23 protein-coding genes are annotated in these 25225 nt (G+C 60.1%); 10 read left to right on the top strand and 13 right to left on the bottom strand.

What is annotated here, in order from left to right:
- Positions 1 to 129: 129 nt before the first annotated feature.
- The 6 genes from MRS74_RS12485 to MRS74_RS12510 form a co-directional block, all read right to left on the bottom strand.
- Positions 130 to 1389 carry a glycerophosphodiester phosphodiesterase family protein gene (locus tag MRS74_RS12485; protein WP_254580624.1) on the bottom strand — a complete coding sequence of 420 codons (1260 nt, stop codon included), beginning with the start codon at positions 1387 to 1389 and terminating at the stop codon, positions 130 to 132.
- Between the two features lie 252 nt (positions 1390 to 1641).
- On the bottom strand, positions 1642 to 2694 hold the full coding sequence (gene phnD, locus MRS74_RS12490; RefSeq protein WP_254580625.1) for a phosphate/phosphite/phosphonate ABC transporter substrate-binding protein: 1053 nt from the start codon (positions 2692 to 2694) through the stop codon (positions 1642 to 1644).
- A gap of 221 nt (positions 2695 to 2915) precedes the next feature.
- Complete coding sequence (locus MRS74_RS12495; RefSeq protein ID WP_254580626.1) at positions 2916 to 4268, bottom strand: sigma-54-dependent transcriptional regulator; 1353 nt, start codon at positions 4266 to 4268, stop codon at positions 2916 to 2918.
- Positions 4261 to 6174 (bottom strand): ATP-binding protein, encoded by a 1914-nt coding sequence (locus MRS74_RS12500; protein ID WP_254580627.1) that lies wholly within the window; start codon positions 6172 to 6174, stop codon positions 4261 to 4263. The genes MRS74_RS12495 and MRS74_RS12500 overlap by 8 nt, the downstream gene beginning before the upstream one ends.
- A 128-nt stretch (positions 6175 to 6302) precedes the next feature.
- Positions 6303 to 6920, bottom strand: a complete 618-nt coding sequence (locus MRS74_RS12505) for a DUF1294 domain-containing protein (protein ID WP_254580628.1) — start codon at positions 6918 to 6920, stop codon at positions 6303 to 6305.
- 147 nt (positions 6921 to 7067) lie between these two features.
- On the bottom strand, positions 7068 to 8000 hold the full coding sequence (locus MRS74_RS12510) for a LysR family transcriptional regulator (RefSeq protein ID WP_254580629.1): 933 nt from the start codon (positions 7998 to 8000) through the stop codon (positions 7068 to 7070).
- A gap of 142 nt (positions 8001 to 8142) precedes the next feature.
- On the opposite strand from MRS74_RS12510, the gene mdcA reads away from it, so the two are divergent.
- From mdcA to madM, 9 genes are all read left to right on the top strand, one after another.
- Entirely contained in the window at positions 8143 to 9804 is a 1662-nt protein-coding gene (mdcA, locus tag MRS74_RS12515) for a malonate decarboxylase subunit alpha (RefSeq protein ID WP_254580630.1), read from the top strand.
- A 2-nt stretch (positions 9805 to 9806) separates the two neighbouring features.
- Positions 9807 to 10703 carry a triphosphoribosyl-dephospho-CoA synthase gene (locus tag MRS74_RS12520; protein ID WP_254580631.1) on the top strand — a complete coding sequence of 299 codons (897 nt, stop codon included), beginning with the start codon at positions 9807 to 9809 and terminating at the stop codon, positions 10701 to 10703.
- Between the two features lie 15 nt (positions 10704 to 10718).
- Positions 10719 to 11036 (top strand): malonate decarboxylase acyl carrier protein, encoded by a 318-nt coding sequence (gene mdcC, locus MRS74_RS12525; protein ID WP_254580632.1) that lies wholly within the window; start codon positions 10719 to 10721, stop codon positions 11034 to 11036.
- A complete protein-coding gene (locus MRS74_RS12530; protein ID WP_254580633.1) occupies positions 11029 to 11883 on the top strand; it encodes a biotin-independent malonate decarboxylase subunit beta in 855 nt (284 codons plus the stop codon). The genes mdcC and MRS74_RS12530 overlap by 8 nt, the downstream gene beginning before the upstream one ends.
- The gene (gene mdcE, locus MRS74_RS12535) at positions 11880 to 12725 is read left to right on the top strand and encodes a biotin-independent malonate decarboxylase subunit gamma (RefSeq protein WP_254580634.1); all 846 of its coding nucleotides are present in this window, start codon (positions 11880 to 11882) and stop codon (positions 12723 to 12725) included. The genes MRS74_RS12530 and mdcE overlap by 4 nt, the downstream gene beginning before the upstream one ends.
- Positions 12725 to 13363, top strand: coding sequence for a malonate decarboxylase holo-ACP synthase (locus MRS74_RS12540; protein ID WP_254580635.1), 639 nt, complete (start codon positions 12725 to 12727; stop codon positions 13361 to 13363). The genes mdcE and MRS74_RS12540 overlap by 1 nt, the downstream gene beginning before the upstream one ends.
- 9 nt (positions 13364 to 13372) lie before the next feature.
- On the top strand, positions 13373 to 14296 hold the full coding sequence (gene mdcH, locus MRS74_RS12545) for a malonate decarboxylase subunit epsilon (RefSeq protein WP_254580636.1): 924 nt from the start codon (positions 13373 to 13375) through the stop codon (positions 14294 to 14296).
- A gap of 123 nt (positions 14297 to 14419) precedes the next feature.
- Entirely contained in the window at positions 14420 to 14818 is a 399-nt protein-coding gene (madL, locus tag MRS74_RS12550) for a malonate transporter subunit MadL (protein ID WP_254580637.1), read from the top strand.
- A gap of 1 nt (position 14819) precedes the next feature.
- Positions 14820 to 15587 (top strand): malonate transporter subunit MadM, encoded by a 768-nt coding sequence (gene madM, locus MRS74_RS12555; RefSeq protein WP_254580638.1) that lies wholly within the window; start codon positions 14820 to 14822, stop codon positions 15585 to 15587.
- A gap of 303 nt (positions 15588 to 15890) precedes the next feature.
- Here madM and MRS74_RS12560 read toward each other — a convergent pair whose 3' ends face one another.
- The 4 genes from MRS74_RS12560 to glnA form a co-directional block, all read right to left on the bottom strand.
- Positions 15891 to 16058, bottom strand: coding sequence for a hypothetical protein (locus MRS74_RS12560; protein ID WP_254580639.1), 168 nt, complete (start codon positions 16056 to 16058; stop codon positions 15891 to 15893).
- Positions 16059 to 16139: 81 nt separating this feature from the next.
- Positions 16140 to 17573 (bottom strand): nitrogen regulation protein NR(I), encoded by a 1434-nt coding sequence (gene glnG / locus MRS74_RS12565; protein ID WP_254580640.1) that lies wholly within the window; start codon positions 17571 to 17573, stop codon positions 16140 to 16142.
- On the bottom strand, positions 17557 to 18642 hold the full coding sequence (gene glnL / locus MRS74_RS12570) for a nitrogen regulation protein NR(II) (RefSeq protein WP_254580641.1): 1086 nt from the start codon (positions 18640 to 18642) through the stop codon (positions 17557 to 17559). The genes glnG and glnL overlap by 17 nt, the downstream gene beginning before the upstream one ends.
- A gap of 593 nt (positions 18643 to 19235) precedes the next feature.
- Positions 19236 to 20645, bottom strand: a complete 1410-nt coding sequence (gene glnA / locus MRS74_RS12575) for a glutamate--ammonia ligase (RefSeq protein ID WP_254580642.1) — start codon at positions 20643 to 20645, stop codon at positions 19236 to 19238.
- Between the two features lie 438 nt (positions 20646 to 21083).
- Here glnA and typA point away from each other — a divergent pair, with 438 nt between their 5' ends.
- Positions 21084 to 22892: a translational GTPase TypA gene (gene typA, locus MRS74_RS12580; RefSeq protein ID WP_254580643.1), complete on the top strand. Its 1809-nt coding sequence runs from the start codon at positions 21084 to 21086 to the stop codon at positions 22890 to 22892.
- Positions 22893 to 22990: 98 nt separating this feature from the next.
- On the opposite strand, the gene MRS74_RS12585 is transcribed toward typA, so the two are convergent.
- The 3 genes from MRS74_RS12585 to MRS74_RS12595 form a co-directional block, all read right to left on the bottom strand.
- A complete protein-coding gene (locus MRS74_RS12585; RefSeq protein WP_254580644.1) occupies positions 22991 to 23842 on the bottom strand; it encodes an AraC family transcriptional regulator in 852 nt (283 codons plus the stop codon).
- A gap of 166 nt (positions 23843 to 24008) precedes the next feature.
- A complete protein-coding gene (locus tag MRS74_RS12590) occupies positions 24009 to 24947 on the bottom strand; it encodes a Gfo/Idh/MocA family oxidoreductase (protein ID WP_254580645.1) in 939 nt (312 codons plus the stop codon).
- Positions 24914 to 25123, bottom strand: coding sequence for a hypothetical protein (locus MRS74_RS12595; protein ID WP_254580646.1), 210 nt, complete (start codon positions 25121 to 25123; stop codon positions 24914 to 24916). The genes MRS74_RS12590 and MRS74_RS12595 overlap by 34 nt, the downstream gene beginning before the upstream one ends.
- Positions 25124 to 25225: the final 102 nt, after the last annotated feature.

A 25225-nucleotide genomic window follows, 5' to 3' on the forward strand; every position in this document is an offset into this window, starting at 1 on the left:
CATGAAAATTAGGTGCACGAATGCGCAGGAAGCAAAAAGCTCCAGTCAGGGCACAGGCACAGGGGTCTTGCAGGGATGACAAAACCGGGGCCTACAGATGCCCCGGCGTCGCTTTTAAAACCGGGACCCTTAGCCGGAGCAGCCGGCGTAGTAGGTTACAGTGGCGGGCCAGTCGGAGAAGACGCCAATCACACCCACGTCCTGCACCAGCACATCCAGCAAATCGAAGGTATTGCCGTCATTGGTGGTGATATTGTTGATGCTCTGGTAATACCAGCCACCGCCGCCGTTCAGCGGACCGGATCGCTCAAGGCTCCAGGTAATGATATCGAGCCCGGCAGCCTTCGCAGCCCTGGCATAGACCGAGGGCACGATCTTGCCGTTTTCGGCTGTGACCAGCATCCACAACGGCGGCGCTATGATCCTGACGCCCATCTCCTGCAACTCGCCCATGCTGGGCGACCAGGTGGCGGGATTACTGTAGTCAAAGCCTTCGATGTCATAGCGATCATCCAGATAGACCGCCTGGGCACCAAAGGCAGGTTCATTCGCCAACCAGTATTTCACGTCCTCCAGGTTGAAGGATTGTGGGAATACATCAGCCGGATCCACGCCCATCTCTTTGTAATCATTGATCATCTGCTGAGCGTAGTCGTGTTGGCTATAGTCGCCCTGAAACGGCATCTGCACCGCGGCGCCCTTGAGCTCCGGCGTCATTTTCACACCCAGCTGCTGGAACAGCTCGATGCTCTGGCGGTGGCTCATCAGGGTGCCGTTGCCGGCATACAGATCGGTGCGATAGGCGGCGGTGGAGTTCATGTATTCCTCCAGCGTTTTCGCCTCCTTGTTGCCCGCGTCCATCTTGCCCTTGAGCGACAGGAATTCATCCAGCGTCACATCGCTGGTGCGGCACTCCACATCCTTGAAGGGTGTGTCGCTGCTGTAGTCCGGTGCCACGGTGCATTTTTCCGCCAGCTCCGGCACCGCCAGGATATTGGTGGTGGTATGCAGATCGCTCTGGGAATGGCGGCATACCAGTTCCCGGTCCTTGGTAAAGGTCACATCGCATTCCACGATGCCGGCCCCCATGCGTGCCGCAGCAACGTAGGATTCACGGGTATGCTCGGGGAACTGCAGTGGCGCACCACGGTGGCCGATGGACAGGTCAGAGCGGGGGAAGCTCTGATCCTTGCAGGCACTGAGGCGTGCTTTCAACGGGCTGTCCTGCATCGCATCGATCAGGAAGAAAGGCCGTGGTCCCAGCTGCGCCGCCGCCATCTCGGCTTTGGCACCCGCCTCGGTGGCCGTGGCGGCAAAGGCGCCACCGGCCATGCCCGCCAGCAGGGTCATGCCCGCCAGGGCATGCAGGCTTTTGGTCAGTTTTTTCATTGTTCATCCTTAGCAGGTTTCCGTACAACGGAGACCTGCGGTTATGCGAATCAAGGAGTTCGGGCGCCACCACAGGCTGCAGCAGCGCCCACAGAATCGGGGCTCCCCCGCTAGACGGCGTTCCCCGGGCCCGCAGGGCCGGGGACAAGCGTACGGCTGCGATGTTGCATTTAAAGGTGACCGGGGCCGACAAAGTCCGGCGCCGGTCACCCGTGCTTCAGCAGCACGCCGGGCCTGCCTGGCGGGTGAACCTCAGCTGCTTGTCTTGGCGGCTTCAGCGGCGACCTGCTCGGCCCGCTTCTTGGCAGCCTTGGCAGCATCCTTTTCAGCCAGCGCCTTGAGGCCCGCCTTGGAATAGGCAGTACCGGTGGCGTGGGCGATATCGCGGATAACCTTCCAGTCTTCCTGATAGGTCACAGGGTAAAAACGATCGGCACCATTAAAGGTTTCGGTCATTTGCTCGGAGAAGCGGAAGCTGGCGAACGCCTGTTTGATCTTCTCGACCAATTCCGGATGCAGGTCGTGGGCGTAGCCAAAGGCCGACGTCGGGAAACGCGGGCTGGTATAGATAATACGGAAGTCATCCTGCTTGATGCGCTCGGCCGACACCATGCGGTCGAACACATCGGAGGCCACAGGAGCGGCATCGTAGTCACCGCTCAGCACGCCCATGATCGACTGATCGTGCTTGCCGGAATATTTAACGGTGTAGTCTGTGTCCGGCGTAATGCCCAGCGCCGGGAACAGTGCCCGAGGTGCCAGATTACCGGAGTTGGACGACGCGGATGTGTGCGCCACCAGCTTGCCTTTCAGGTCTGCCATAGTCTGAATGCTGCTGTCCTTGCGCACGATGGTAATCAGGTTATAGCCCTGAAAGGAATCGGCGGTGCCCTTCACGGCAATGGGAACATAACCGCCGAGGTTGACGGCGTAACCGGTCGGGCCGGTGGAGAATCCAGCAATATGCAACCGACCGGAGCGAATGGCTTCCACTTCAGCGGCATTGGAATGCACGGTGTAATAGATCACTTTTTTGCCGGTGGCTTCACTCAGATGCTGCTGAAACTCCTTGAACGCATCCTTGTACACGGCCGGGTCTTCCACCGGGGTGTAGGTGAACACCAGGGTACTGGGATCACGCCACTCGGACGCATCCTTGGGCGAATCCGCCACCAGATCTTTGTTCTCGTCGCAGAACTTGTCGTCCAGCACGCCACGGTTGCTGCACTCATCGGCGTTGGCGATGCCCGCACCCAGTAGCAGGGAAGCCGTCAGAAGCAGGCCGGTAAGGGATTTTCTCAGCATTGTTTTTATCCTTGTCGCTTATCGTGTTGGCGCCGCCCGATATCCTGCGGCGGCGATGCTACGCAGCCCAGGCGTAGCCAGGCTTAGTCGACAGGATAGATAGCAAGATCAGAACCAAAAATTAAAAGTCGTTGTTTTACATATGGTTATATTTAACCACCGGATCAAGTATCGACCAAAACGGGACACTTCAGACCCGCCAAGCCAACCAGAAAGGACAGCTATGACCCATCATCCTCGCCAACCTTGAACAGCTGTTTGTCCAGCCGGTGCTTCTTCATCTTGCGGTACAGTGTCTTGCGCGACAGGTTAAGACGCTGCGCCGCCGCATTGAGTTGCCCCTGCGCCGCCTTGAGCTCTTCGCGGATAATATGCCGCTCGTAATGATCCATGCGCTCCTCATAGCCGCCCGGCGCCTCGTCAGTGGACATGGCGCTCTCGCCGATGCCCAGCACAAAGCGGTCGGCGGCATTTTTGAGTTCGCGCACATTGCCAGGCCAGTCGTGCTGCAGCAGACGGGTGCTTTCTGTCGCACTGAGTTCAGGCAGGGGCCGCGCGAAATGCTCGCTGGCCCGCCGGGCATAATGATGGAACAGCGGCAGCACATCTTCGGGCCTGTCACGCAGCGCCGGAATGCTCAGGCTGGCCACACTGAGGCGGTAATACAGGTCCTTGCGAAAGCGCCCCTCGTCCCCCAGCTGGGCCAGATCGTCCTTGCTGGCCGCCAGCACTGTGAGCGACACCGGAATCGGCGTGCTGCTGCCGACCCGCTCGATGGTGCGATCCTGCAGCACCCGCAACAGCTTGACCTGCAATGACAGCGGCATGGATTCGATTTCATCCAGAAACAGGGTGCCGCCATTAGCCACTTCAATCTTGCCTATATGGCGTTTGCTGGCGCCGGTGAATGAACCGGCCTCGTGACCGAACAGCTCGCTTTCAATCAGGCTTTCACTCATACCACCGCAATTGATAGCCACGAAACGCTTGTCACGCCGGGCGCTGCACTGATGCAGCGCCCGGGCCACCACATCCTTGCCGCTGCCAGTATCACCGTAAATGATGGTATCCACATTGGCCTGAGCCAGGGTCAGCACCTGCTGGCGAATCCCCTTGATGGCCGCAGACTCACCAATGATTGTGGCTTCCAGCCCGCAGCGCGTCTCAAGGTTCTGCTTCAGGCTGCGGTTTTCCAGTACCAAACGCCGCTTGTCGATGGCACGGTGCAGGCGCGATAGCAGATGCTCGGGCTGCAGCGGCTTTTCCAAAAAGTCGTAGGCGCCCTCCTTCATGGCCTCGATGGCCATGGGAATATCGCCATGGCCGCTCATCAGCAGCACCGGGATCGCCGCATCCAGTTGCTGCAGGCGGGCAAGCAGATCGAGGCCGTTGAGCCTTGGCATCCGCACGTCACTCAGCACCACCACAGGACTATCCGCGTGCAGGGACGCCAGTGCCTTCTCGGGTTGCGCAAAGGCCTGCACGCAGAAGTCATCCAGCTCCAGCATTTCGGTCAGGGCTTCGGTGATTTCTGCATCATCGTCGATGATGACAACCTGGATATCGCTATGCATGCTGCTCCGCCCTTTTGAGTACCAGAATAAAGGTGCTGCCGTGCCCCTGGCGGGACTGCACCCGAATATGCCCGCCAAAATCCTGCACTATGTTGTAGCTGATCGACAAGCCCAGACCCAGGCCTTCGCCGACCTCCTTACCGGTAAAAAACGGATCAAAAATCTGCCCTAGCTGATCTGCCGCAATGCCGATGCCACTGTCCTGCACCTCCACCATGACCGCATCGGCCGCCTGCCCTACCCGAATATTCAGACTGCGAACCTCGCTGCCTTTCATCGCATCGATGGCATTACTCAGCAGATTGACCAGCACCTGCTCGAGCCGAATCGGCTCCGCCTCGACCTTAAGCCCCGCGGGGCCCGGTTCATAACAGAGCTCGCAGTCCACATCCGCCAGCCGCGCCGACATCAGCTCCAGCGACTCTCGGATAACGCCGTCCAGATCCACCGGACTCAGCTCAGTGCCGGCCTCGCGGGCAAAAGCCTTTAGATGGCGGGTAATGCTGGCGATCTTGTCCAGCAGCTGGCGAATCTTGTTCAGACTCAGGCGCGCCTGCTCCGGCTGCTGCCGGTCGAGCCGTCGCCCGGCGCTATGCAGATGACTGGCAATGGCGGTCAGCGGCTGATTGATTTCGTGGGTAATACCGACACTCAGCTGACCCAGCGCCGCCAGTTTACCGGCCTGTATCAGTTCGTTCTGAGCCGCCTTGAGCTGCGCTTCGGCGGTGATGCGCTCGTCGATCTCGGCGGCCAGACGCTGGTTGGTGCGCTCCACTTCAATGGCGGTTTTCTGAAAATGCTTCAGATCCCGCGCCATGGCCGACACCTCGTCATCCCCCAGAATCCGGATGGGGGTATCCAGCTGCGCCGAGGCGATGGCACGCATATTCTGCTGCAGCTCGATAATGCGCTGCAGCACGTTGCGCCGCACATAAAACCAGGAGATCGCGCAGGCCACCATCAGACTGATCAGCGACAGCAGCAGAATGCTGCGAATACTGACATTGATCGACACTATGGCCGCCTGCAGCGAGTCACTGATACTGGCGTTGGTCTGGTTGGTATGGTGATTGATCTGGGTGGCCAGCTGGTGAATATGCTGCTGGCTGTTTTCCAGAAAGAAGCTCTGCTGATAAAGCAGATCCAGCTCTTCATTCTTGAGCGCAAAGAGCGCACCGGCGCGCGAACCGATGCGCAGCAGCTCATGCAGATCGTCGATCAGCTCGGGTTGGATGGTATCGGCGGCAATGCCCTGCAACTGCTGTCGAATCTCTGCACCCAGCAGCTCCAGCCGCAAGAATGTGTAATCCAGATCGTTGAAGGAGGCATCATTGCGCACTTTTTCAACCATGCCGGAAAAATAATACAACCGGCTGATCACCGCCCCCAGGGCGCCGCCGGATAGAACATGCTGCGATGCCTCCAGCCGGTGGATAAACTGCGAAAACAGCGGAAACACCCGGTTCGACTCCAGCGCCAGCTCCCGGCGGATCTGCTCACGTCGCTCCACGCTCTGATTCAGCAGCACCAGACTGTTCTCGATCTGCACGATCAGTTCGCTGAAGTAGCGGTTATAATCCGGCAGATTGCGCATCAGCTGGTCCATATCGAGGATAGCCCCGCGCAGTTCATCCATCGCCTGCTGGCGTGCCAGGTTGGAGTCGCTGGTCACCAGCAGGGGCGCCGTGGCCACCACCAGCCGGCTCGTATTATTCAGTCGCGCAGCCGCATCCAGCCCAGGAATATCCTGCTCTTTCAGCGCCAGCAGCCGCGCGCTCAGATCCAGATAGGTATTGGTGGCCAGGCCGCTGGCCAGCACCGTAATGGACGAAATCAGCACAAAGGCCAGAAACAGCCGCCCACCAATACCGAGCCGTTTCAACCCCGGAATAGCCCCCACCCGCATCACAGCCGCCCCGCATTCTTATGCTTATTATTTGCAACACCGCCACCGCGGCAGTCGTGCAACATGCAGCAAAGTATCGGTCAACACAAGAGAGAGCCTATGAGATCAGTGTGTCAGCAGACAGGAGCCTAAGCAGAAATCAGATTCATCAGGGGGGCGCCCGCCGGCGACAGCAGCCAGCCCAGCAGGGCGCAGTTGGCGATAACGCTCAGCCAGAACACAAACCGAAAGGAGCCCTTGATGGACTTGTGACGCAGGATCTGCTGGGCTGCCATGGCACCCGGCCAGCCGCCCAGCAAGGCAAAAAAATGCAGCGTGCTTTCCTGGGTACGCCACTGCCCTTTCTGCGCGGCGGACTTGTCCAGGGCGTAGGCAATAAAGGTCACCAGGCTGACCAGTGCATAGAGACCGGCCAGCAGCAGCGGCAGCTTGCCCAGCATGGCCGCAACGGCGACAAAGCCCAGAAAGACACCGGCAAACAGCAGCCCCAGGGTCCCGTTGCCACTTGAGCGCCTGGGCTTACTGGCTTGGCGCCTATCACCGGGGTAGCTGACCTTCAGCGCCTGGGGTCGGCCGCGCTCACCGGTGCCCGGGGTATAGGTCACAACATCCTGCACAGAGGGGCGCAAGCGCCGGCTGGCAAACGCCGAGATATGCACGAACACCGGTTCGCCGCCGCCATCCGGAGTGATAAAGCCAAAGCCCTGGTCATCTTTCCAGCGCGTGATGCGTCCCTGCAATCGCATTCGTTTTTCCTCGTTCTGTTGTCTGCCTACTCAAGCCATTTTGCATTGATGAACGCTGTTTATAGCAGCCAGGCCCGTGCAGGGAAAGGCGTTGCGAAACCACCCAGGCAGCGCCTGTGCATTTGGACGAGATAGCCACCAGCGCTATCAGGATGTCTGCCGTTGCCGGGCATAGGCTCTGCACTCGGCAATACAACTCAAAATGCGCGGATCCCTCTCCCTGCTCGCAAGACATACCATGGCGATACTCTGCTTTATATCACTCAGTCCCCGTAGCGGAATAAGCCGGATCTTGTTTTCAAACACCGTTTCCACGCGACGGGGCAATATCGCATAACCCACACCCGCACTGACCATGCTGATCAGCGAGAAAATATCACCGACCTCCATCACCACATTAGGCGTAAACCCCGAACGCTTAAAGGCCTCGGCGCTATCACCAGAGGTGGCAAACCCCGCGCCCAGGGTGACAAAGGTTGCCTCTTTAAAGTCCGACAGCAGCACATCAGCTGACGCCGCCAGCGCCGAGTCGGCGGGCACCGCCAGCAGCACATCATCGACGAACAAGGGCAGCACAATATAGTTCGTGTCCTGAAAATCCGGCCCCAGCGAGACCAGAATGACATCCAGTTCCAGCGCCCGAAGCTTGCTGAAGAGCACGCTGTTAGAGTCCAGAATCAGCTCAATATTAAGCTCCCCCTTGCGCAGTTTCAGCCCGGCAATGAGCTTTGGCACCGTGTTCAGCGTGAGTGAGTAGAGTGATCCCAATTTGAATTGATTGGAGTAAACACCCGCCATTTCACGGGTCGCCTTCATGGCCTCGTTAAGCTCGGCAATGGCCTGGCCCGCCCGCTCTTCCAGCACCCTGGCGCTGGGCAGCGGTACCAGCACCCGGCCGTCCTGTCGAAACAGCGGGCATTTAAGCCCCTCCTCCAGCGAATGAATGGCACGGTGCACGCTTACCGCGCTGAGCTGCAGTTTTTCAGCCGCTTCCGCCAGGGTTCCGGCTTTCATGAAGGCCAGGAATATTTCGAGCTTTTTCAGCGTGATCATTTCATCAAACACAACGCAGCCTTCCATTCGCACTCTTCGGTCCTGCGCCCCCAATAGAGCGCCGCCAGCAATCATTAACCTGAAGGTAATGGTTAGTCAATGAGCTTGATTGATGGGTTAGATAACCCGCCTTAAGGTAACCACTACACACCGGACAGGAAGACCCATCATGCAGGCAACCGCACAACCCAAGGTCAACTGGCACAGCCGCCGTCAGGACAAACACCGCCGGATGGCAGCACTGAATGATCTGGCCCGTGGCTCCGTTATTCCCACCGCCGATATCAAGGCAGCGCTTGAGCGACTGCTACACCCCGGCGACAAGGTGGTCATGGAGGGCAACAACCAGAAACAGGCCGATTTCCTGTCCCGTTCCCTGGCCGGCGTCGATCCGCAAAAGATCAACAATCTGCACATGATCATGCCCAGTGTCGGCCGACCCGAGCATCTGGATCTGTTCGAAAAGGGCATCGCCCGCAAACTGGATTTCTCGTTCTCCGGCCCGCAAAGCCTGCGCATCGGTCAGCTGATGGAAGACGGCCTGCTCGAAGTGGGTGCCATTCACACCTACATCGAACTCTACGCAAGGCTCTTCGTGGATCTGAACCCGCGTGTCGCCCTGCTCGCCGGTTTCAAGGCTGACCGCGCCGGCAACATCTATACCGGCGCCAGCACCGAAGATACCCCGGCGCTGGTCGAAGCCACGGCCTTTCGTGATGGCATCGTCATCTTCCAGGTCAATGAAATTGTCGATGATGTCACGGACCTGCCCCGGGTCGACATACCTGCATCCTGGGTCGACTATATCGTTCAAGCCGACCAGCCGTTCTTTATCGAACCGCTGTTTACGCGCGATCCACGCCTCATCACCCCGGTACATGTACTGATGGGCATGATGGCCATACGCGGCATCTACGAACGACATCAGGTGCAGTCACTGAATCACGGCATCGGTTTTAACACCGCAGCCATTGAGCTGCTGCTGCCCACCTACGGTGAATCCCTGGGCCTGAAGGGCAAGATCTGCCGCCACTGGACGCTTAACCCGCACCCCACGCTGATCCCGGCCATCGAGTCCGGCTGGGTCGAAAGTGTGCACTGTTTTGGCACTGAGCTGGGCATGGAAGACTATATCGCGGCGCGACCGGATGTGTTCTTCACCGGCAAGGATGGCTCGCTGAGGTCCAACCGCGCTTTCTGCCAGCTCGCCGGCCAGTACGCCGTGGACATGTTTATCGGCTCCACCTTGCAGGTGGATGGCGACGGCAACTCATCCACGGTGACGCGCGGCCGCCTGGCAGGCTTTGGCGGTGCCCCCAACATGGGCCATGACCCCGGCGGGCGGCGCCATGCCTCCCCCGCCTGGCTCGACATGAAACAGGATGACTCGCTACTCGGCAAGGGCCGCAAGCTGGTGGTGCAGATGGTCGAAACCTTCCAGGACAGCAACAAGCCCACCCTGGTGGAAGAGCTGGATGCGCTGGCCATGGCCCGGGATTACAAGATGCCCCTGGCACCGGTGATGATCTATGCCAGGGACGTGACCCATGTGCTGACCGAAGAAGGCATCGCCTACCTGTACAAGGCCCAGTCACTGGAACAGCGCCGTGCCATGATCGCCGCGGTGGCCGGTGTTACACCGCTGGGGCTGCAACAGGACCCTCAGGAAACCGCCAGGCTGCGTGCCGCAGGGCTGGTCGCCTACCCGGAAGATCTGGGCATCCGCCGCAGTGATGCCAGTCGCGATCTGCTCGCCGCACGCAGCATCTCCGACCTCCAGGACTGGTCCGGCGGACTCTATCAGCCCCCGGCCAAATTCAGGAGCTGGTAGCCATGTCGCATACTCACACCGCCGGGGTGCTGGTCAACCGCACCCCCGAGTCCCTGAACCGGGCCGATCGCCTGGCTGAGATCGCCTGCTGGGCGCTTGAGCAGGAAGCCACGCTGAGCCCCAAGCCAGCCCTGGTGGATAGCCGGGGCTCCGGCGCCCACGGCGATATGAATTTGGCCTTGATGCTGGCGTCGGCCCGCTGTCTCAAACCCTATTTCGGTCAGATGGCCAGCGCGGCAGTGGCGCAATCGGCGCCCCCCCTGCTACGCCAGCAATTGGGACGGATCGGGCGCGAGGCTGAAGCCCGGATGCTGAGCGTGACCGGGGGAATAAACACCCACCGCGGTGCCATCTGGGCACTGGGATTGCTGGTCGCCGCCGCTGCATGTGCGACACACAAGACAGCCACGTTGCTGGAGCGCGCCGCCCAGCTGGCCCGGCTGCCGGATACCGCCTGCCCCGCCAGCCCCCATCGGAGCAAGGGTCAGCAAGCGAGCCTCGATTACCGCCTGCCTGGCGCCCGGGAGCAGGCGCAGCAGGGTTTCCCGCACCTGCGCCAGCGCGGATTGCCGGCGCTGCACAGCAGCCGTGCCAATGGCGACTCGGAAGTTACCGCCAGGCTCAATGCCCTGCTGGCAATCATGTCTGCCCTGACTGACACCTGCGTGCTGTCCAGAGCCGGTCTCGCCGGGCTCCATGCCATGCAACAGGGCGCTGCGGCCGTACTCGCCGCCGGCGGCGCCGGCACCCTTGGCGGCCGGCGTGCGCTGGCGCAGCTGGATCAACAGTTACTGGCGCTGAACGCCTCCCCGGGCGGTGCTGCAGACCTGCTCGCCGCCACTTTATTTGTCGACCGCCTGACAGGCGAGCAGGCCACCCTGTGGTCAGATGCCTACTGAAAACCAGGAGCTGCAATGGATACCTTACTTTTTCTACGCCCGGCCCGTGCCGTGCCCCTCAACCGCACGCTGGTGGGTTACGTCGGCTCCGGCGATCTTGAGGTCATGATCGATCGCACCGACGGCCACCAGGCCGAAATTCATATCCGTACCTCCACGCAGGGAAGCGAAGCGCGCTGGCAGCAGTTGATCGAGCGCATGGAAGTCGACCATCCCCTGCCGGCCATGCGCATGGACATTCACGACTTTGCCGCAACGCCAGGTGTCATCCGGCTGCGTATCGAACAGGCCCTGGAGCTGGCGCTGGATAACCGAGGAAATACCCATGACTGACCAGACAGATGCACGGCTGATCCCCAGCTTCGTCGAACAAAGCGCCCGTCAGCGCGTTGAGGGGATGCTGGACCCCGGCTCCATGCGCGAACTGCTCAGCCCCTTTGATCGCATGACCTCCCCCTGGCTGGAGCAGCAGGGTGTCGTGCCGCAGTTCGATGATGGTGTGGTCGTCGCCAAAGGCACACTGAACGCCCACCCCGTGGTGGTTGCCGCCATCGAAGGCAGCTTTCAGGGCGGCAGCCTCGGTGAGGTGGCCGGGGCCAAGATTGCCGGCATCCTGGAACTCGCACTGGAGGCATGCCAGCTCGGCACGCCGACCGCAGCGATATTGGTGCTTGAAAGCGGCGGCGTGCGGCTGCAGGAGGCCAATCTGGGTCTGGCGGCCATCGCCGAAATTCAGTCTGCCATAGTCGCCCTGCGCCAGCACCAGCCGGTCATAGGCCTGATCACCGGCCCCGTTGGCTGCTTTGGCGGCATGTCGATCACCGCCGGGCTGTGCAGCTACCTGCTGATGACCCGTGAAGGCCGGCTCGGCCTGAACGGTCCACTGGTCATTGAACAGGAAGCCGGCGTCGGCGAATACGACTCCCGCGACCGCCCCTTTATCTGGAGCCTTACCGGGGGCGAGCAACGCTACGCCACCGGTCTTGTCGATGCCTTTATGGGCCAGAGCCTGTCCCAGGTGCGCGCAGCGGTACTGGACTGCCTGCAGCAGGGAGTACCGGAGCAGTTTCGCAGTGACACCATCGAAGCCTCGCTTGCCACACTTGGCCAGGTCGACACAGAGCACCAGATCGATGCGACCCGAGCCCGAGCCATTCTGACGCAGGAGCAGCCATCATGAACCCGATGTCAACGGACACCCAAACATCCGGACCAAGTCAGCGGGGCCGCACCTGGTTCGATGCGCTGACAGCGGGCATGACCGCCCAGGCGAACGCGGTACCCTCGGTACGCAGCGCAGACGGCGAACTGGCCGGACGGCCCTGCCGTATCGTGCTGGTGCAACCGGACCCCGGCAATCGTTACCCGCGCGCGCGCAGTGGCGAAGTGGGACTGCTGGAAGGCTGGGCGCTTGCCAGTACCATTAACGAGGTTATCCGTGCCGATGCCCAGCAAGGGATCAAACGGGCGATAGTCGCCATTGTCGATGTGCCAAGCCAGGCCTATGGTCGCCGTGAGGAAGCCCTGGGTATTCACCAGGCGCTGGCGGCGGCGGTATCCGCCTATGCCCGTGCCCGCCAGGCCGGACATCCGGTACTGGCCCTGCTGGTTGGCAAAGCCATGTCGGGGGCCTTTCTGGCCCACGGCTACCAGGCGAACTTCATCTTTGCACTGAATGACGAGGCGGTTCTGGTCCATGCCATGGGCAAGGCCGCAGCCGCCCGGGTAACTCAGCGCACGGAAGAGGAACTGGACCGCCTGGCCGCGGACATCCCCCCCATGGCGTACGACCTGCAAAGTTACGCCTCTCTGGGCCTGGTGGAAAAACTGATCGATGTTACCTGCGCGGATGCGCCGGCGCCGGAGGATATCCAGTCGGTACGCCAGATCCTGGCCGACGCCCTGGGCGCGCTGAACGGCAGTACCGACCTTGCACGGCGCCTGCTAGGGCCCAATCGTGCGGCATCGCGCCACGTACGTGCGCGGCTGAGGGAGCAGTGGCACAACGAGGCCGACGCCTGATGAACTGGTGCCCGCATGACCTGCTCTGGGTTACGCGCACGGATCTGCAATGCGCGCCAGACGACAGCGATACCCTGCTGCCGCGCTGGGTACGCGACGGCCAGGGTCCGGTGGTCGTACGCCGCGAGCGCGTGCCGACCCGCGGCATGATCGCCGTTGGCGTGCGCGGGCAGCAGAAATCGGAACGCCAGGCCGCCTACATAGCGCGGCGCTCGGTGGCGACAGGCCTGACCCCGTACGAACTGGCGGCATCACGCCCCTGGCTACGCCATCCGTTGCGCACCAGCCATCCGGTGCTGCAAACACTGGCGGACCTGGCTCCACGACTCGATGCAAAGGATCTGCACTGGGGCATTACCGGCAGCCTGGGGTACGAGTTTGCAACCGGTGAAAGCCAGTTGCGCCCGGAAAGTGACCTCGATCTGATTATCCGCGCGCCGAATCCCCTCACGCGTTGCGAGGCCGCGGCATTGCTGACACAGCTCGGCAATAGCACCTGTCGGCTGGATATACAGCTGGAAACTCCGGACGGTGCCATCGCCCTGGCGGAATGGGCCGGCCGCAGCCCCCGGGTCATGATCCGTACTGCCGAGGGGCCGCGCCTGAGCGCCGAACCCTGGCAGCCAGCAACGAACTGACGAGCGCGTATGCCGATGATGACAGCCTTTACATTTCCGGGTCAGGGCACACAGTACGCCGGCATGCTGCAGCAGCTGCCATCGCATCCGGTCGTGCGGCACAGCCTTGTAGAAGCACAAAGGGTGCTGGACCAGAGCCTGGGTATGCTGGACACCCCGAGTGCGCTGACGGATACCCGCAATGTGCAGCTCGCGCTGCTGATCTGCGGTGTCGCCTGGGGCCGCTACCTGCAGACGCTCGGTTGCACCCCGGACTATGTCCTGGGGCTGTCCATTGGGGCCTATCCGGCGGCCGTGATAGCTGGCAGCCTGAGCTTAGCCGATGCACTGACGCTGGTCGACCTGCGCGGCCGGCTGATGCGCGAGGCCTATCCGTCGGGCTACGGCATGCTGGCCGTCACCGGCACCGCACGCCGCTGTGTCGAGGCTGCCGTAGCCCGCTGCCAGGCTCTGCAACTGCCTGTCTATCTGGCCAATATCAATGCCGAATACCAGTTCGTACTGGCGGGCGAGCACCAGGGGCTGCAGCAAGCCGTCGGCCTGATTCGCGCCCAGGGCGCCTGCTCCAGCACGCTGCTGGACGTGGCCGTGCCCTCGCACTGTCCGCTGCTAGCGCGCCAGGCCGAGCAGATGCTGGATGCCTGCAACGCCATCGAATTTCAGCCTCCTGGCTGTGGCTACGTCAGTGCCGCCAGAGCCCGGGTACTGTATCAGCCACAGGCGATCCGGGAAGACCTGGCACTGAACATGGCGCGGCAAGTGCACTGGCATGACAGCAGCCAGATGCTGGCCGAACGGGGCATCCGGCGGGTGATCGAAGTCCCGCCGGGCAGCACGCTCACCGGCCTGTTTCGCCGCGTACTGCCCGGTGGCCAGTGTTATGCGGTGGCATCCACTCAACTTGCCACGTTGCTCCATGGCAACCGCACATAAAGACAGGTTTACCTGATTAAGAACAGTAAAGTAGAGGGAGGATCACAAGAGCCAACATCAACTCGGCATACAAGAAAAGCAGCACCCAACGACAAAAATAAACAGGTACACGGGAGAGACAACATGATTATTTACGGTGTGGCCCTGCTCGCGACATGCACGCTTATCGGCATAAGTATCGGGCAAATACTGGGGAGTCTGATAGGCGTACCTGCGAACGTGGGCGGCGTTGGTATCGCCATGATTCTGCTGATACTGGCCGGCAGCTATTTGCACAAGCGCGGCTTGATCGACGTCAAGACCGAACAGGGTATCGAATTCTGGAGCGCTATTTATATACCCGTGGTTGTCGCCATGGCCGCCAAGCAGAATGTATTTGGCGCCCTGTCCGGCGGCCCCATGGCCATTCTGGCCGGAGTCAGTGCCGTGGCCGCCGCCTTTGCGCTGGTGCCGGTCATTGACCGCATGGGCAGAAGCCCAATGGATAGCCCCGCATCTCAAACCAAGCGTGTAGGGGGATAATATGTACGAATCTCTGCTTCTCGTCAGCACCAAATACAGCCTGATCACCGGCTTTGCCGTTATCGGCTTCACCATGTGGTTTTCGTACTGGTTGTCCGCCAGGTTGACCCGGGGCCGGGTCCACGGTTCGGCCATTGCCATCCTTCTCGGCCTGACCATGGCCTACGCCAGTGGCTTGTTCACCGGCGGCAGCAAGGGCGTCGTGGACATACCGCTGCTGTCGGGCATCGGCCTTCTCGGTGGCACCATGCTGCGTGATTTCGCCATTGTCGCGACTGGCTTCGGGGTCAATATCGAGGAAATAAAACGGGCTGGTACGGCCGGCGTCACCGCCTTGTTCCTTGGCATCCTGTCTTCCTTCGCCGTGGGAGCGGCGATCGCCATGGCCTTCGGCTATACCGATGCCGTCAGCATCACCACCATAGGTGCCGGCGCTGTTACCTATATAGTCGGTCCCGTTACCGGTGCGGCCATCGGTGCAAGTTCGGAGGTCATGGCCCTGTCCATTGCGGCAGGGCTGGTGAAATCCATCCTGGTGATGGTTGTCACGCCTTTCGTTGCCCCCCTGATCGGCCTGAATAATCCGCGTACCGCCGTCATCTTCGGCGGCCTCATGGGGACCTCCAGCGGCGTTGCGGCCGGTCTGGCGGCAACAGACCCGAAGCTGGTTCCCTATGGCTGCCTGACCGCGGCCTTCTATACCGCCCTTGGCTGCCTGCTGGGCCCCTCGATGCTGTTTATTCTGATGCGCACCATGCTACCCGCATAAGCTGAACTCGCTGCCATAGCGCGCAACCACAGAACATAGCCTTGGCCCCGGTTTCGATACAAACCGGGGCCTTTTTTGTTCATCGCTTTCCTGCCCAATCAGAATTAACCGGTCGCCCTCATGCGGGGCAGAAAGCCCGCACGCTATCGACCTGGCGAACAAATGGGTTCTACATACACCTACAGCGTCGCATAAAAGTCCGTGGCCCAGCGTGCCGCTGAGCAGTAACACTGCGTTCTTCGGTTTTACGCTCACCCGGCATGCAGCACCGATGGCCGACATACCAAAGGCGGCCCGCCAGACTCAGGCCGGCTTTTTCCCCAGCACGCCGCCAAACCAGTAACTCAGTATCTGCACCACGCCGGCGGTCAGCACGCCAAACAGGATCTGCAGCTGATCCATCAGCGAATTCTCCCCGCTACGCATGTTCATGTCGTCACTGATTTCAACCGCAAAGATTGCCCATAGCATGGAGAAATAGGCCACCAGAAACAGCACGCTGATAGGTGGCGCTATTCACAGTGAAAAGTCTGCATGCAACCCACGCCTCAGTTACTCGTCTTCGTCGGTCTCGGTATCGCTGTCCATGCCCAGCTCCTTGATCTTGCGGGTCAGGGTATTGCGTCCCCAGCCCAGCAACAGCGCGGCATCACGCCGGCGCCCGGCAGTATGCTTGAGCGCGGTTTCGATCATGATGCGCTCGAACGCCGGCACCGCCTCCTCCAGAATTCCCTGGCGACCAGACCCCAGCTGCTGATCGGTCCAGAGTCGCAATGCCTGCTCCCAGTTGGAACTGACGGTGGTGCCCTGATCCTGCTGCTCCAGCAATTCCGGCGGCAAATCTTCGATCAGCACCTCGCGGCCCGACGCCATCACGGTGAGCCAGCGACAGGTGTTTTCCAGCTGGCGCACATTACCCTGCCAGGCCAGGTGACTCATGAATTTTTCAGTTTCCGCCTTCAGCACCTTGGGCTCGACACTCAGCTCCTTGGCCGAGCTGGCGAGAAAGTGCTGCGCCAGACGCGGAATGTCCTCGCGCCGCTCCGACAGCTTGGGTATATGAATACGAATTACATTGAGGCGATGGAACAGGTCTTCACGAAAGCGCCCGTCAGCCACCAGTTTTTCAAGATTCTGATGGGTCGCGGCGATAATGCGCACATCCACCTGCACCGGCGTATGACCGCCCACGCGGTAGAATTCGCCTTCTGCCAGCACGCGCAGCAGGCGGGTCTGGGTATCCGCCGGCATGTCACCGATTTCATCCAGAAACAGAGTGCCACCGTCGGCCTGTTCGAAACGCCCACGGCGCGCAGACGCCGCGCCAGTAAATGCGCCCTTCTCGTGCCCGAACAATTCGGATTCGATCAGATCCTTGGGAATGGCCGCCATGTTAAGCGGAATAAACGACTGACTGGCGCGGGGGCTGTGCTTGTGCAGCGCATGGGCCACCAGTTCCTTGCCGGTGCCGGACTCGCCATTGATCAGCACCGTGATATTGGACTGCGACAGCCGACCAATAGCGCGGAAGACTTCCTGCATCGCCGGCGCCTCGCCGATAATCTCGGTGGCACGCACCACCACGGGCTCGATTACCGAGCCCTGCTGCTGTTCCCGCGCGTGGGCCACGGCCCTGCGCGCCAGTGCCACGGCATCATCCACATCAAAGGGCTTGGGCAGATACTCAAAGGCTCCGCCCTGATAGGATGCAACGGCGCTTTCCAGATCCGAGTGCGCCGTCATGATGATGATGGGCAGCTCGGGGTGGCTTTCCTGCACCTTATCCAGCATGGCCAGACCATCGGTGCCGGGCATGCGGATGTCGCTGATGATGGCATCGGGACAGTCACGCGTCAGGCGGCGCAGCAGATCGTCGGCGTTGTCGAACGACTGGGTCTCAAGTCCGGCCTGATCCAGCGCCTTTTCCAGCACCCAGCGGATCGACCGGTCATCGTCCACGATCCAGACGTTACCTGAGATTCTCATGGTGTAGCTCCAACGGTATAAAGAGTTTGAATTGGGTTTCGCCCGGCTCAGTCACGCACTCGATCAGCCCCTGGTGCTGATTAATGATCGACTGGGCAATGGACAGCCCCAGACCCGTGCCATCGGCATGTCCGGTGACCATGGGGTAGAAGATGTTGTTGAATATTTCCGTAGGTATGCCCGGGCCGTTGTCGCTGATCATCACACAGCACACCAGGCGATGACGTTCCGTGCCCAGGGTAACCTGGCGCATGGCGCGGGTGCGCAACTGCAACATCGGCTGCGGCGTGCCGGCACGCTGCAGCGCCTGCATGCCGTTGCGTACTATGTTCAGCACCGCCTGAATCAGCTGCTCCGAGTCACCGGTAAATTCGGGAATACTGGGGTCGTAGTCCCGCTGCATGTTGATCCAGCCGCCACTCTCGGCGTGCACCAGGCTGCAGACCCGTTCAAGGATGGCGTGAATATTCACATCCGACATTTGCGGCAGCTTGCGCGGCCCCAGCAACCGGTCCACCAGATTGCGCAGGCGATCAGCCTCTTCGATGATGACACGGGTATATTCGTGCAAATCGGCGTCGTTCAGTTCGCGCTCCAGCAATTGTGCGGCCCCGCGAATGCCGCCCAGTGGATTCTTGATCTCATGGGCCAGGCCCCGTACCAGATTGCGCGCCGCAGCATGACGGGCCAGCAGCTCTTCTTCGCGCTCGATGCGCATCAGGCGATCCCGTGCTTCCACTTCCACCAGCAGAGTGCGGCCACCGCCGGACTGGGGAATGGTATTCACACTGTAATCGACGGTCAGCTCATGCCCGCTCATGGTGACCATGCGCGCCTCGCGCTTGGTATAGGGATGTCCCGACGCCATTGAGTCCTGCAATACCCGCAGTTCGGACGGGCTTGCCGCCAGCCATTCATCCGCCCGCATGCCCTTGAGCCTGCGCATGGTGGCCTCGAACAGCATCTCGGCCGCCGGATTCATGTAAACGATGCGCAGCGCGCCGTCGAGCATGATCACAGCCTTGCTGAGGTTATCGAGTATCTGCTTGTGCTGGGATGACCTGAACATAATGAACTCTGTTTCTGGACTGAATAAGTAGTAGCAAGATCGGCGCCAACTTGCTGATAGCGCTAAAACCGGCTGAATGCCTTAGCCGGCGCCATAACGGGGCAACCCTGTGCCCTAATACAGTTTAGTCGCGGGCGGGAGATTGCACCATTATGGTGCACTGCCTTATTCAACAACAGCCCGCGGCACTACAACAGCCATCCACCCCCGCAATGACGCCCCACAATGACGCTCCACAACAACACCAGGAGGCTGTCCGAGAATGCTGGCCGTAGCGAGAGCCGGCTGATTTGAGCGGTTTTTTGCGGTGTTTCAAGGCGAATAGTGGTTCTATTTAACGAAAAACAGCACAAAAAACAGCCAAACTCAGGTGGTTCGCAGTAGGCTGAGTATTGTCGGACAGCCTCATAGGTCCGCACACTGAAGCTGCACGGCGCAAGGACGCAAGATAAGAAGGGGGGCAAGGGACAAGGGACAAGAAAATGAACTGGGCCGCCGGATACAAAGCAACGGCGAAAAGAAGGCACAAAAAAACCTCCCGAAGGAGGTTTTTTGCGTTCCGTCAGATCGGTGCCGCCGCAGCGGCGCCTTTCTTACACGGAGTAGTAGAGGTCGAATTCTACCGGGTGAGTCGTCATGTTGACGCGCGCCAGTTCTTCACGCTTCAGGCGGATGTAGGCATCCAGCATGTCGTCGGAGAAGACTCCGCCAGCGGTCAGGAACTCACGATCCGCTTCCAGCGCCAGCAGCGCTTCGTCGAGGCTCTCGGCAACGGTCGGGATCAGCTTCGCTTCTTCCGGCGGCAGGTCGTACAAGTCTTTGTCAGCCGGGTCGCCAGGGTGAATCTTGTTCTTGATACCGTCGATACCCGCCATCAGCAGTGCCGCGAAGCACAGGTAAGGGTTGGCAGCTGGATCCGGGAAGCGTGCTTCCACACGACGGCCTTTGGGGCTGGTAGTGTAAGGAATACGCAGCGACGCGGAACGGTTGCGGGCAGAGTATGCCAGCATAACCGGCGCTTCGAAGCCCGGGACCAGACGCTTGTAGGAGTTGGTAGCCGGGTTGCAGATCGCGTTCAGCGCTTTCGCGTGCTTGACGATACCGCCAATGTAGAACAGTGCGGTTTCGCTCAGACCACCGTAGCCGTCGCCAGCGAAGATGTTGACGCCATCCTTGCTCATGGACAGATGCACGTGCATACCGGAACCGTTGTCACCCACCAGCGGCTTGGGCATGAAGGTCGCCGTCTTGCCGTAGCTGTGAGCCACGTTGTGCACGCAGTACTTCAGGATCTGAACTTCGTCCGCCTTTTTCACCAGGCTGTTACCGCGCACGCCAATTTCGCACTGGCCGGCAGTCGCAACTTCGTGGTGGTGAACTTCAATGGTCAGGCCCATGGCTTCCATGGCATCGCACATGGCGGCGCGCAGGTCGTGCAGGGAATCGATTGGCGGAACCGGGAAGTAACCGCCTTTAACGCGCGGACGGTGACCGGTGTTACGACCGCCTTCGAACTGCTTGTCGGACGACCAGGACGCTTCTTCAGAACCGATGCTGTAACCGCAACCGCCGATACCGGCGTGCCATTCAACAGAATCGAAGACGAAGAATTCCGGCTCTGGGCCGAGCATGCAGCTGTCGGCAATGCCGGTAGACTTCAGATATTCTTCAGCGCGGGATGCAACAGAACGCGGGTCACGGTCGTAACCCTGGCCAGTCATAGGCTCAACGATGTTGCAACGTACGATAACAGTAGCGTCTTCAGCAAAGGGATCCAGCACGGAAGCGCTGTCATCCGGCATCAGGATCATGTCGGATTCGTTGATTCCCTTCCAGCCTGCGATGGAAGAACCATCGAACATTTTGCCGTCTTCGAAGAATTCATCACCCATGTCCGAAACCGGAATGGTGAGATGCTGCTCTTTACCTTTGAAATCGGTAAAGCGCATGTCGATCCAGCGAGCTTCGCTTTCTTTAATCAGATTCAGAGTATTCTCTGACATTTGCCTTTCTCCACTCTGTTGAAACTGTCAGATCCGTGGTTCTGCAGTCCTGCTAAAAACGGCCTACAACCTCATGGCTGTAGCAAGAGCAATCTCCGTGCCAGCACTACAAGAGCCCTAAGTGCTTCATTTCCGGTCAATCCAGACCCGGTAAAGCCCCCATGGCGCACCAAGATAGCGCACAAAGGCACAACAACGCACCACACTAGGTCATTTGCAGCTTTATTCTGCCCACGCGGGCATCTGCGAGCCCAATCATACTGCAACCTTTCCAAAGCTGTCTGCCTCAAAAAGGAGCCCCAGGCTATTTTTCATGCCCAGCCCCCTGCAAACAGAAACAGTTACCCAACTGGCCACATTTTGATCATATCCAGATCGCTTGTTAGGCTCCGCTCCCGTATAATGCCGGCTTTCCGATTTTCTTGAAGGTAAGAACTGGTGATCGAGAAGCTTAGAAACATTGCCATCATCGCGCACGTTGACCACGGTAAAACCACACTGGTCGACAAGTTGCTGCAGCAGTCCGGCACCCTGGGCCGTCGCGATGAAGGCGCTGAGCGCATCATGGACTCCAACGATCAGGAGCGTGAGCGCGGTATTACCATTCTGGCGAAAAACACCGCCATTGAATGGAACGGTTACCGGATCAATATCGTCGACACCCCGGGGCACGCCGACTTCGGTGGCGAAGTGGAACGCGTTCTGTCCATGGTTGACTCCGTACTGCTGCTGGTTGACGCCGTTGACGGCCCGATGCCACAGACGCGCTTTGTAACCCAGAAAGCTTTCGCCCAGGGCCTGCGCCCGATCGTGGTCATCAACAAGGTTGACCGCCCGGGCGCGCGCCCGGACTGGGTTGTAGATCAGGTCTTCGACCTGTTCGATAACCTGGGTGCCACCGACGAGCAGCTCGACTTCCCGATCGTGTACGCCTCTGCCCTCAACGGCATCGCGGGTCTTGAAGTCGATCAGATGGCCGAAGACATGACACCGCTGTTCGAAGCCGTGGTCGAGCACGTCAGCCCGCCGGATGTCGACATGGATGGCCCGCTGCAGATGCAGATCTCCGCACTGGACTACAACAGCTATGTTGGCGTCATCGGTGTCGGTCGCGTCAAGCGCGGCAGGATCGCCGTCAATGCCCAGGTCAAGGTTATCGACCACGAAGGCAAGGTCCGTAGCGGCAAGGTCCTCAAGATCATGGGTTACATGGGTCTGGAACGCGTTGAAGTGCCGCAGGCCAAGGCCGGCGACATCATCTGCATCACCGGCATCGATGGACTCAACATCTCCGATACCTTGTGCGATCCGTCCCAGGTAGAAGCCCTGCCGCCGCTGAGCGTCGACGAACCCACCGTTTCCATGACCTTCCAGGTCAACGATTCGCCGTTCGCAGGCCAGGACGGCAAGTTCGTCACCAGCCGCAACATCAAGGACCGCCTCGAGCGCGAACTGATTCACAACGTGGCACTGCGCGTTGAACAGGGCGAATCACCGGAGAAGTTCAAGGTCTCCGGTCGTGGTGAGCTGCATCTGTCGGTACTGATCGAAACCATGCGTCGCGAAGGCTTCGAGCTGGGTGTGTCCCGCCCCGAAGTTATCCAGAAGGTCGTCGACGGCAAGGTGGAAGAGCCGTACGAACTGGTCATGCTGGACGTTGAAGAGCAGCACCAGGGTTCGGTTATCGAAGAGCTGGGCAAGCGCAAGGGCGACATGACCAACATGGAAGTGGATGGCAAGGGCCGCGTGCGCCTGACCTTCATGATTCCGTCCCGTGGTCTGATCGGCTTCCGCTCCATCTTCCTGACCATGACGTCCGGCACCGGCATCCTGACCTCGACCTTCGACCACTACGGTCCGATCAAGGAAGGCGAAGTCACCTCGCGCATGAACGGCGTACTGGTCACCATGGTCACCGGCAAGGCCCTGGGCTATGCCCTGTGGAACCTGCAGGAACGTGGCCGTCTGTGCATCGAGCCCAACACCGATGTCTACGAAGGCATGATCCTGGGCATCCACAGCCGTACCAACGATCTGGCCGTGAACCCGACCAAAGGCAAGCAGCTGACCAACGTTCGTGCCTCCGGCACCGACGAAAACATTCAGCTGACACCGGCGATCCGCTTCACTCTGGAGCAGGCGCTGGACTTCATCGAAGACGACGAGCTGGTGGAAGTGACTCCCAAAGGCCTGCGTATTCGCAAGAAGCTGCTGAAAGAAAACGAGCGCAAGCGCAACAAGAAGTAAGCTGCCTTCGCTGCAACAGCAGCGACCGTTGCTACAAAAAAGGAGTGCCGCAAGGCGCTCCTTTTTTTATGCTGTCATTGCGCTGCCGGATTGATGCTCTACTTAACGCACTGCGTTCTATAAACATTTGGCGTAAGGCCAACCACTTTTTTGAAGGCCATATTGAAGTAATTGGAATTGTCATATCCAACCCGGGTCGCGACTTCGGTTACGCTCAGGTCCGTATTGATCAGGAGTGACTGGGCTTCGCCTATGCGCCGTCTGATCAGGTACTGGATGGGCGAGCAGCCAACGGCATGCTTGAACTTGTGCGCCAGGTAGTAGTGGCTGATGCGCAAATCCTGCGCCATGGATTTCAAATCGATGGTTTCGCGGTAGTGCTCGTCGATGTAGTTTTTGACCTGCTGGCCGATATCGAAGCGTTGCACCTGGGTGGCGGTTTCATTGTCACGGCTCAGGCTGACGATCAGGACGATCAATGCCTGCAGCAGCTGGTTGCAAAACTCGGCCGCGTATCGGTGTTCCGAGCTGACCCGGGTATAGAGCATCTGCAACAGCTGGTCGAACTCCGGGTAAAGTTCGCCACTTTGCAGCACAACGCGTTCGTCGGGCTGCGTCAGGGTGTTCCTGGGCAGGCCCCTGAGCTTCAGGTTTTTGAAGGCGCAGCAGTAGACGCTCATGTCGGCATAGGGCGTGGCGGACTCGTCACGCAGCACGCCGCTGTTATAGATAAGGACATCGCCTTTGTGAGTCTGGTACAGGCGCCCATCGATAATGTGGGAGCCGCTGCCCTCGCGGATAAACACGATCTCGATACAATCCTCGTGCCGGTGCATAGCACGCGGAAGCCGGGTATGGCTGGCGTCGGCTTCGCACATGTACATCAGCTCGGCCCGTCTTTCGATCTCCAGCCGGCTGAGGGATTTCCGGTTTACGAACCGCTGCATCATATGGCCTGTCTCCGCAATGCCAGGGCTGAAGGTCATGGCCGGGGACGCTGCCGGCGCAGGCGGTGGTGCTATGCCGCCTGCACTCAGGCTCGCAGAGCCCCGGGGGTGACGCAACTGTGCTGTGCTCAGGTCCATACGGACCGGCAACGCCCTATGCGGCAGGACATTATGCGTAGTCGATCCAGGCGGCCCCCAGTTCGGCGGAACGCACACCGTTCTCGACCCAGCGCACGCCCTCGCATCCGGCGTCGATATCCGGAATGCCCAGCGTGCGGGCTATCGTCTTGTCGCCCTTGTCCATGGCCTCCATGGCCAGGGCAAAACGGTAATACAGATTGGACCAGGCCTCGAACAGGCCTTCGGGATGGCCGCCGCCGATACGGTCGTCCTCCAGCGCGTCGGGATGAAGGTAATCCATGCCCCGCTCCAGCACCTGCACCGGCCTTCCCTGCACTTCGTACCTCAGCTGGTTGGGCTGCTCGTCCCACCACTCCAGGCTGGCCTTGGAGCCGATAACCCGGATTTTCTGACCGTGCATGGAACCGGCATTGACGGCCGATGCCCAGAGCGTGCCGATCGCCCCGCCTTCGTACTCCATCACGACATAGGCGTTGTCTTCCAGCGGCGCCCGGCTCTTGACGAAGCTCTGCCGGCTGCACATCAGCCGGCTGATTTTCAGCTCGGGCAGCATCACTTCACACAAATCCACCACACCCTGGCCGATGGGGCACATGACCCCCTGGGCACAGGCGGCGAAGAAGTCGATGGGGTGCTGCATGACCTCGGTGTACACCGACGGCTCGATGTCCTTGAAATGCAGGTAGTCGATGCGATCCTGGTGCTCGCGAATCCATTCGACCGGATCCATTTTCGAGTAGTACAGGTGCCCGGTATCCAGGCATAGGTCCGCGACTTCGTACGGAATGTCGGCCAGCAGCCTGAGAGTTTCGTCCGCGAACTCGATATAGCCACCGGCATGGGGGTGCACCACGGCGCGGATGCCGTACTCGTCACGGGCCAGTTCGGCAATGGCGCGGATATGACCCATGGTTTGAGCCCAGCGCTGTGGGCTCAGGCGCGGCGCTTCGTCGGGATGACCGGCCACCAGACTGCGCTCACCGTCTCGATATCCAGCGGCAGGTAGCCATAGGGGCCCAGCTCAAGGCCCTTGTAACCGGCGGCGGCCGCTTCATCGAGCACCTTTTCCCAGGGCGGCAGATAGGGATTCCTGGGGTCGTCGACGCCCCAGCAGCAGGGTGCACTGGAAATTTTTATACTCATTATCGTGCCTCGGAAGGGGTAAACATGATGTCTGCACAGATGCGACAGGTTGCAACAACAGTCCGGATTCGCTGAATAAACCTGGCGTGAAGCAGCTACCCT

It is taken from the genome of Marinobacterium sedimentorum, from assembly GCF_024267675.1.
Taxonomy (GTDB): domain Bacteria; phylum Pseudomonadota; class Gammaproteobacteria; order Pseudomonadales; family Balneatricaceae; genus Marinobacterium_A; species Marinobacterium_A sedimentorum.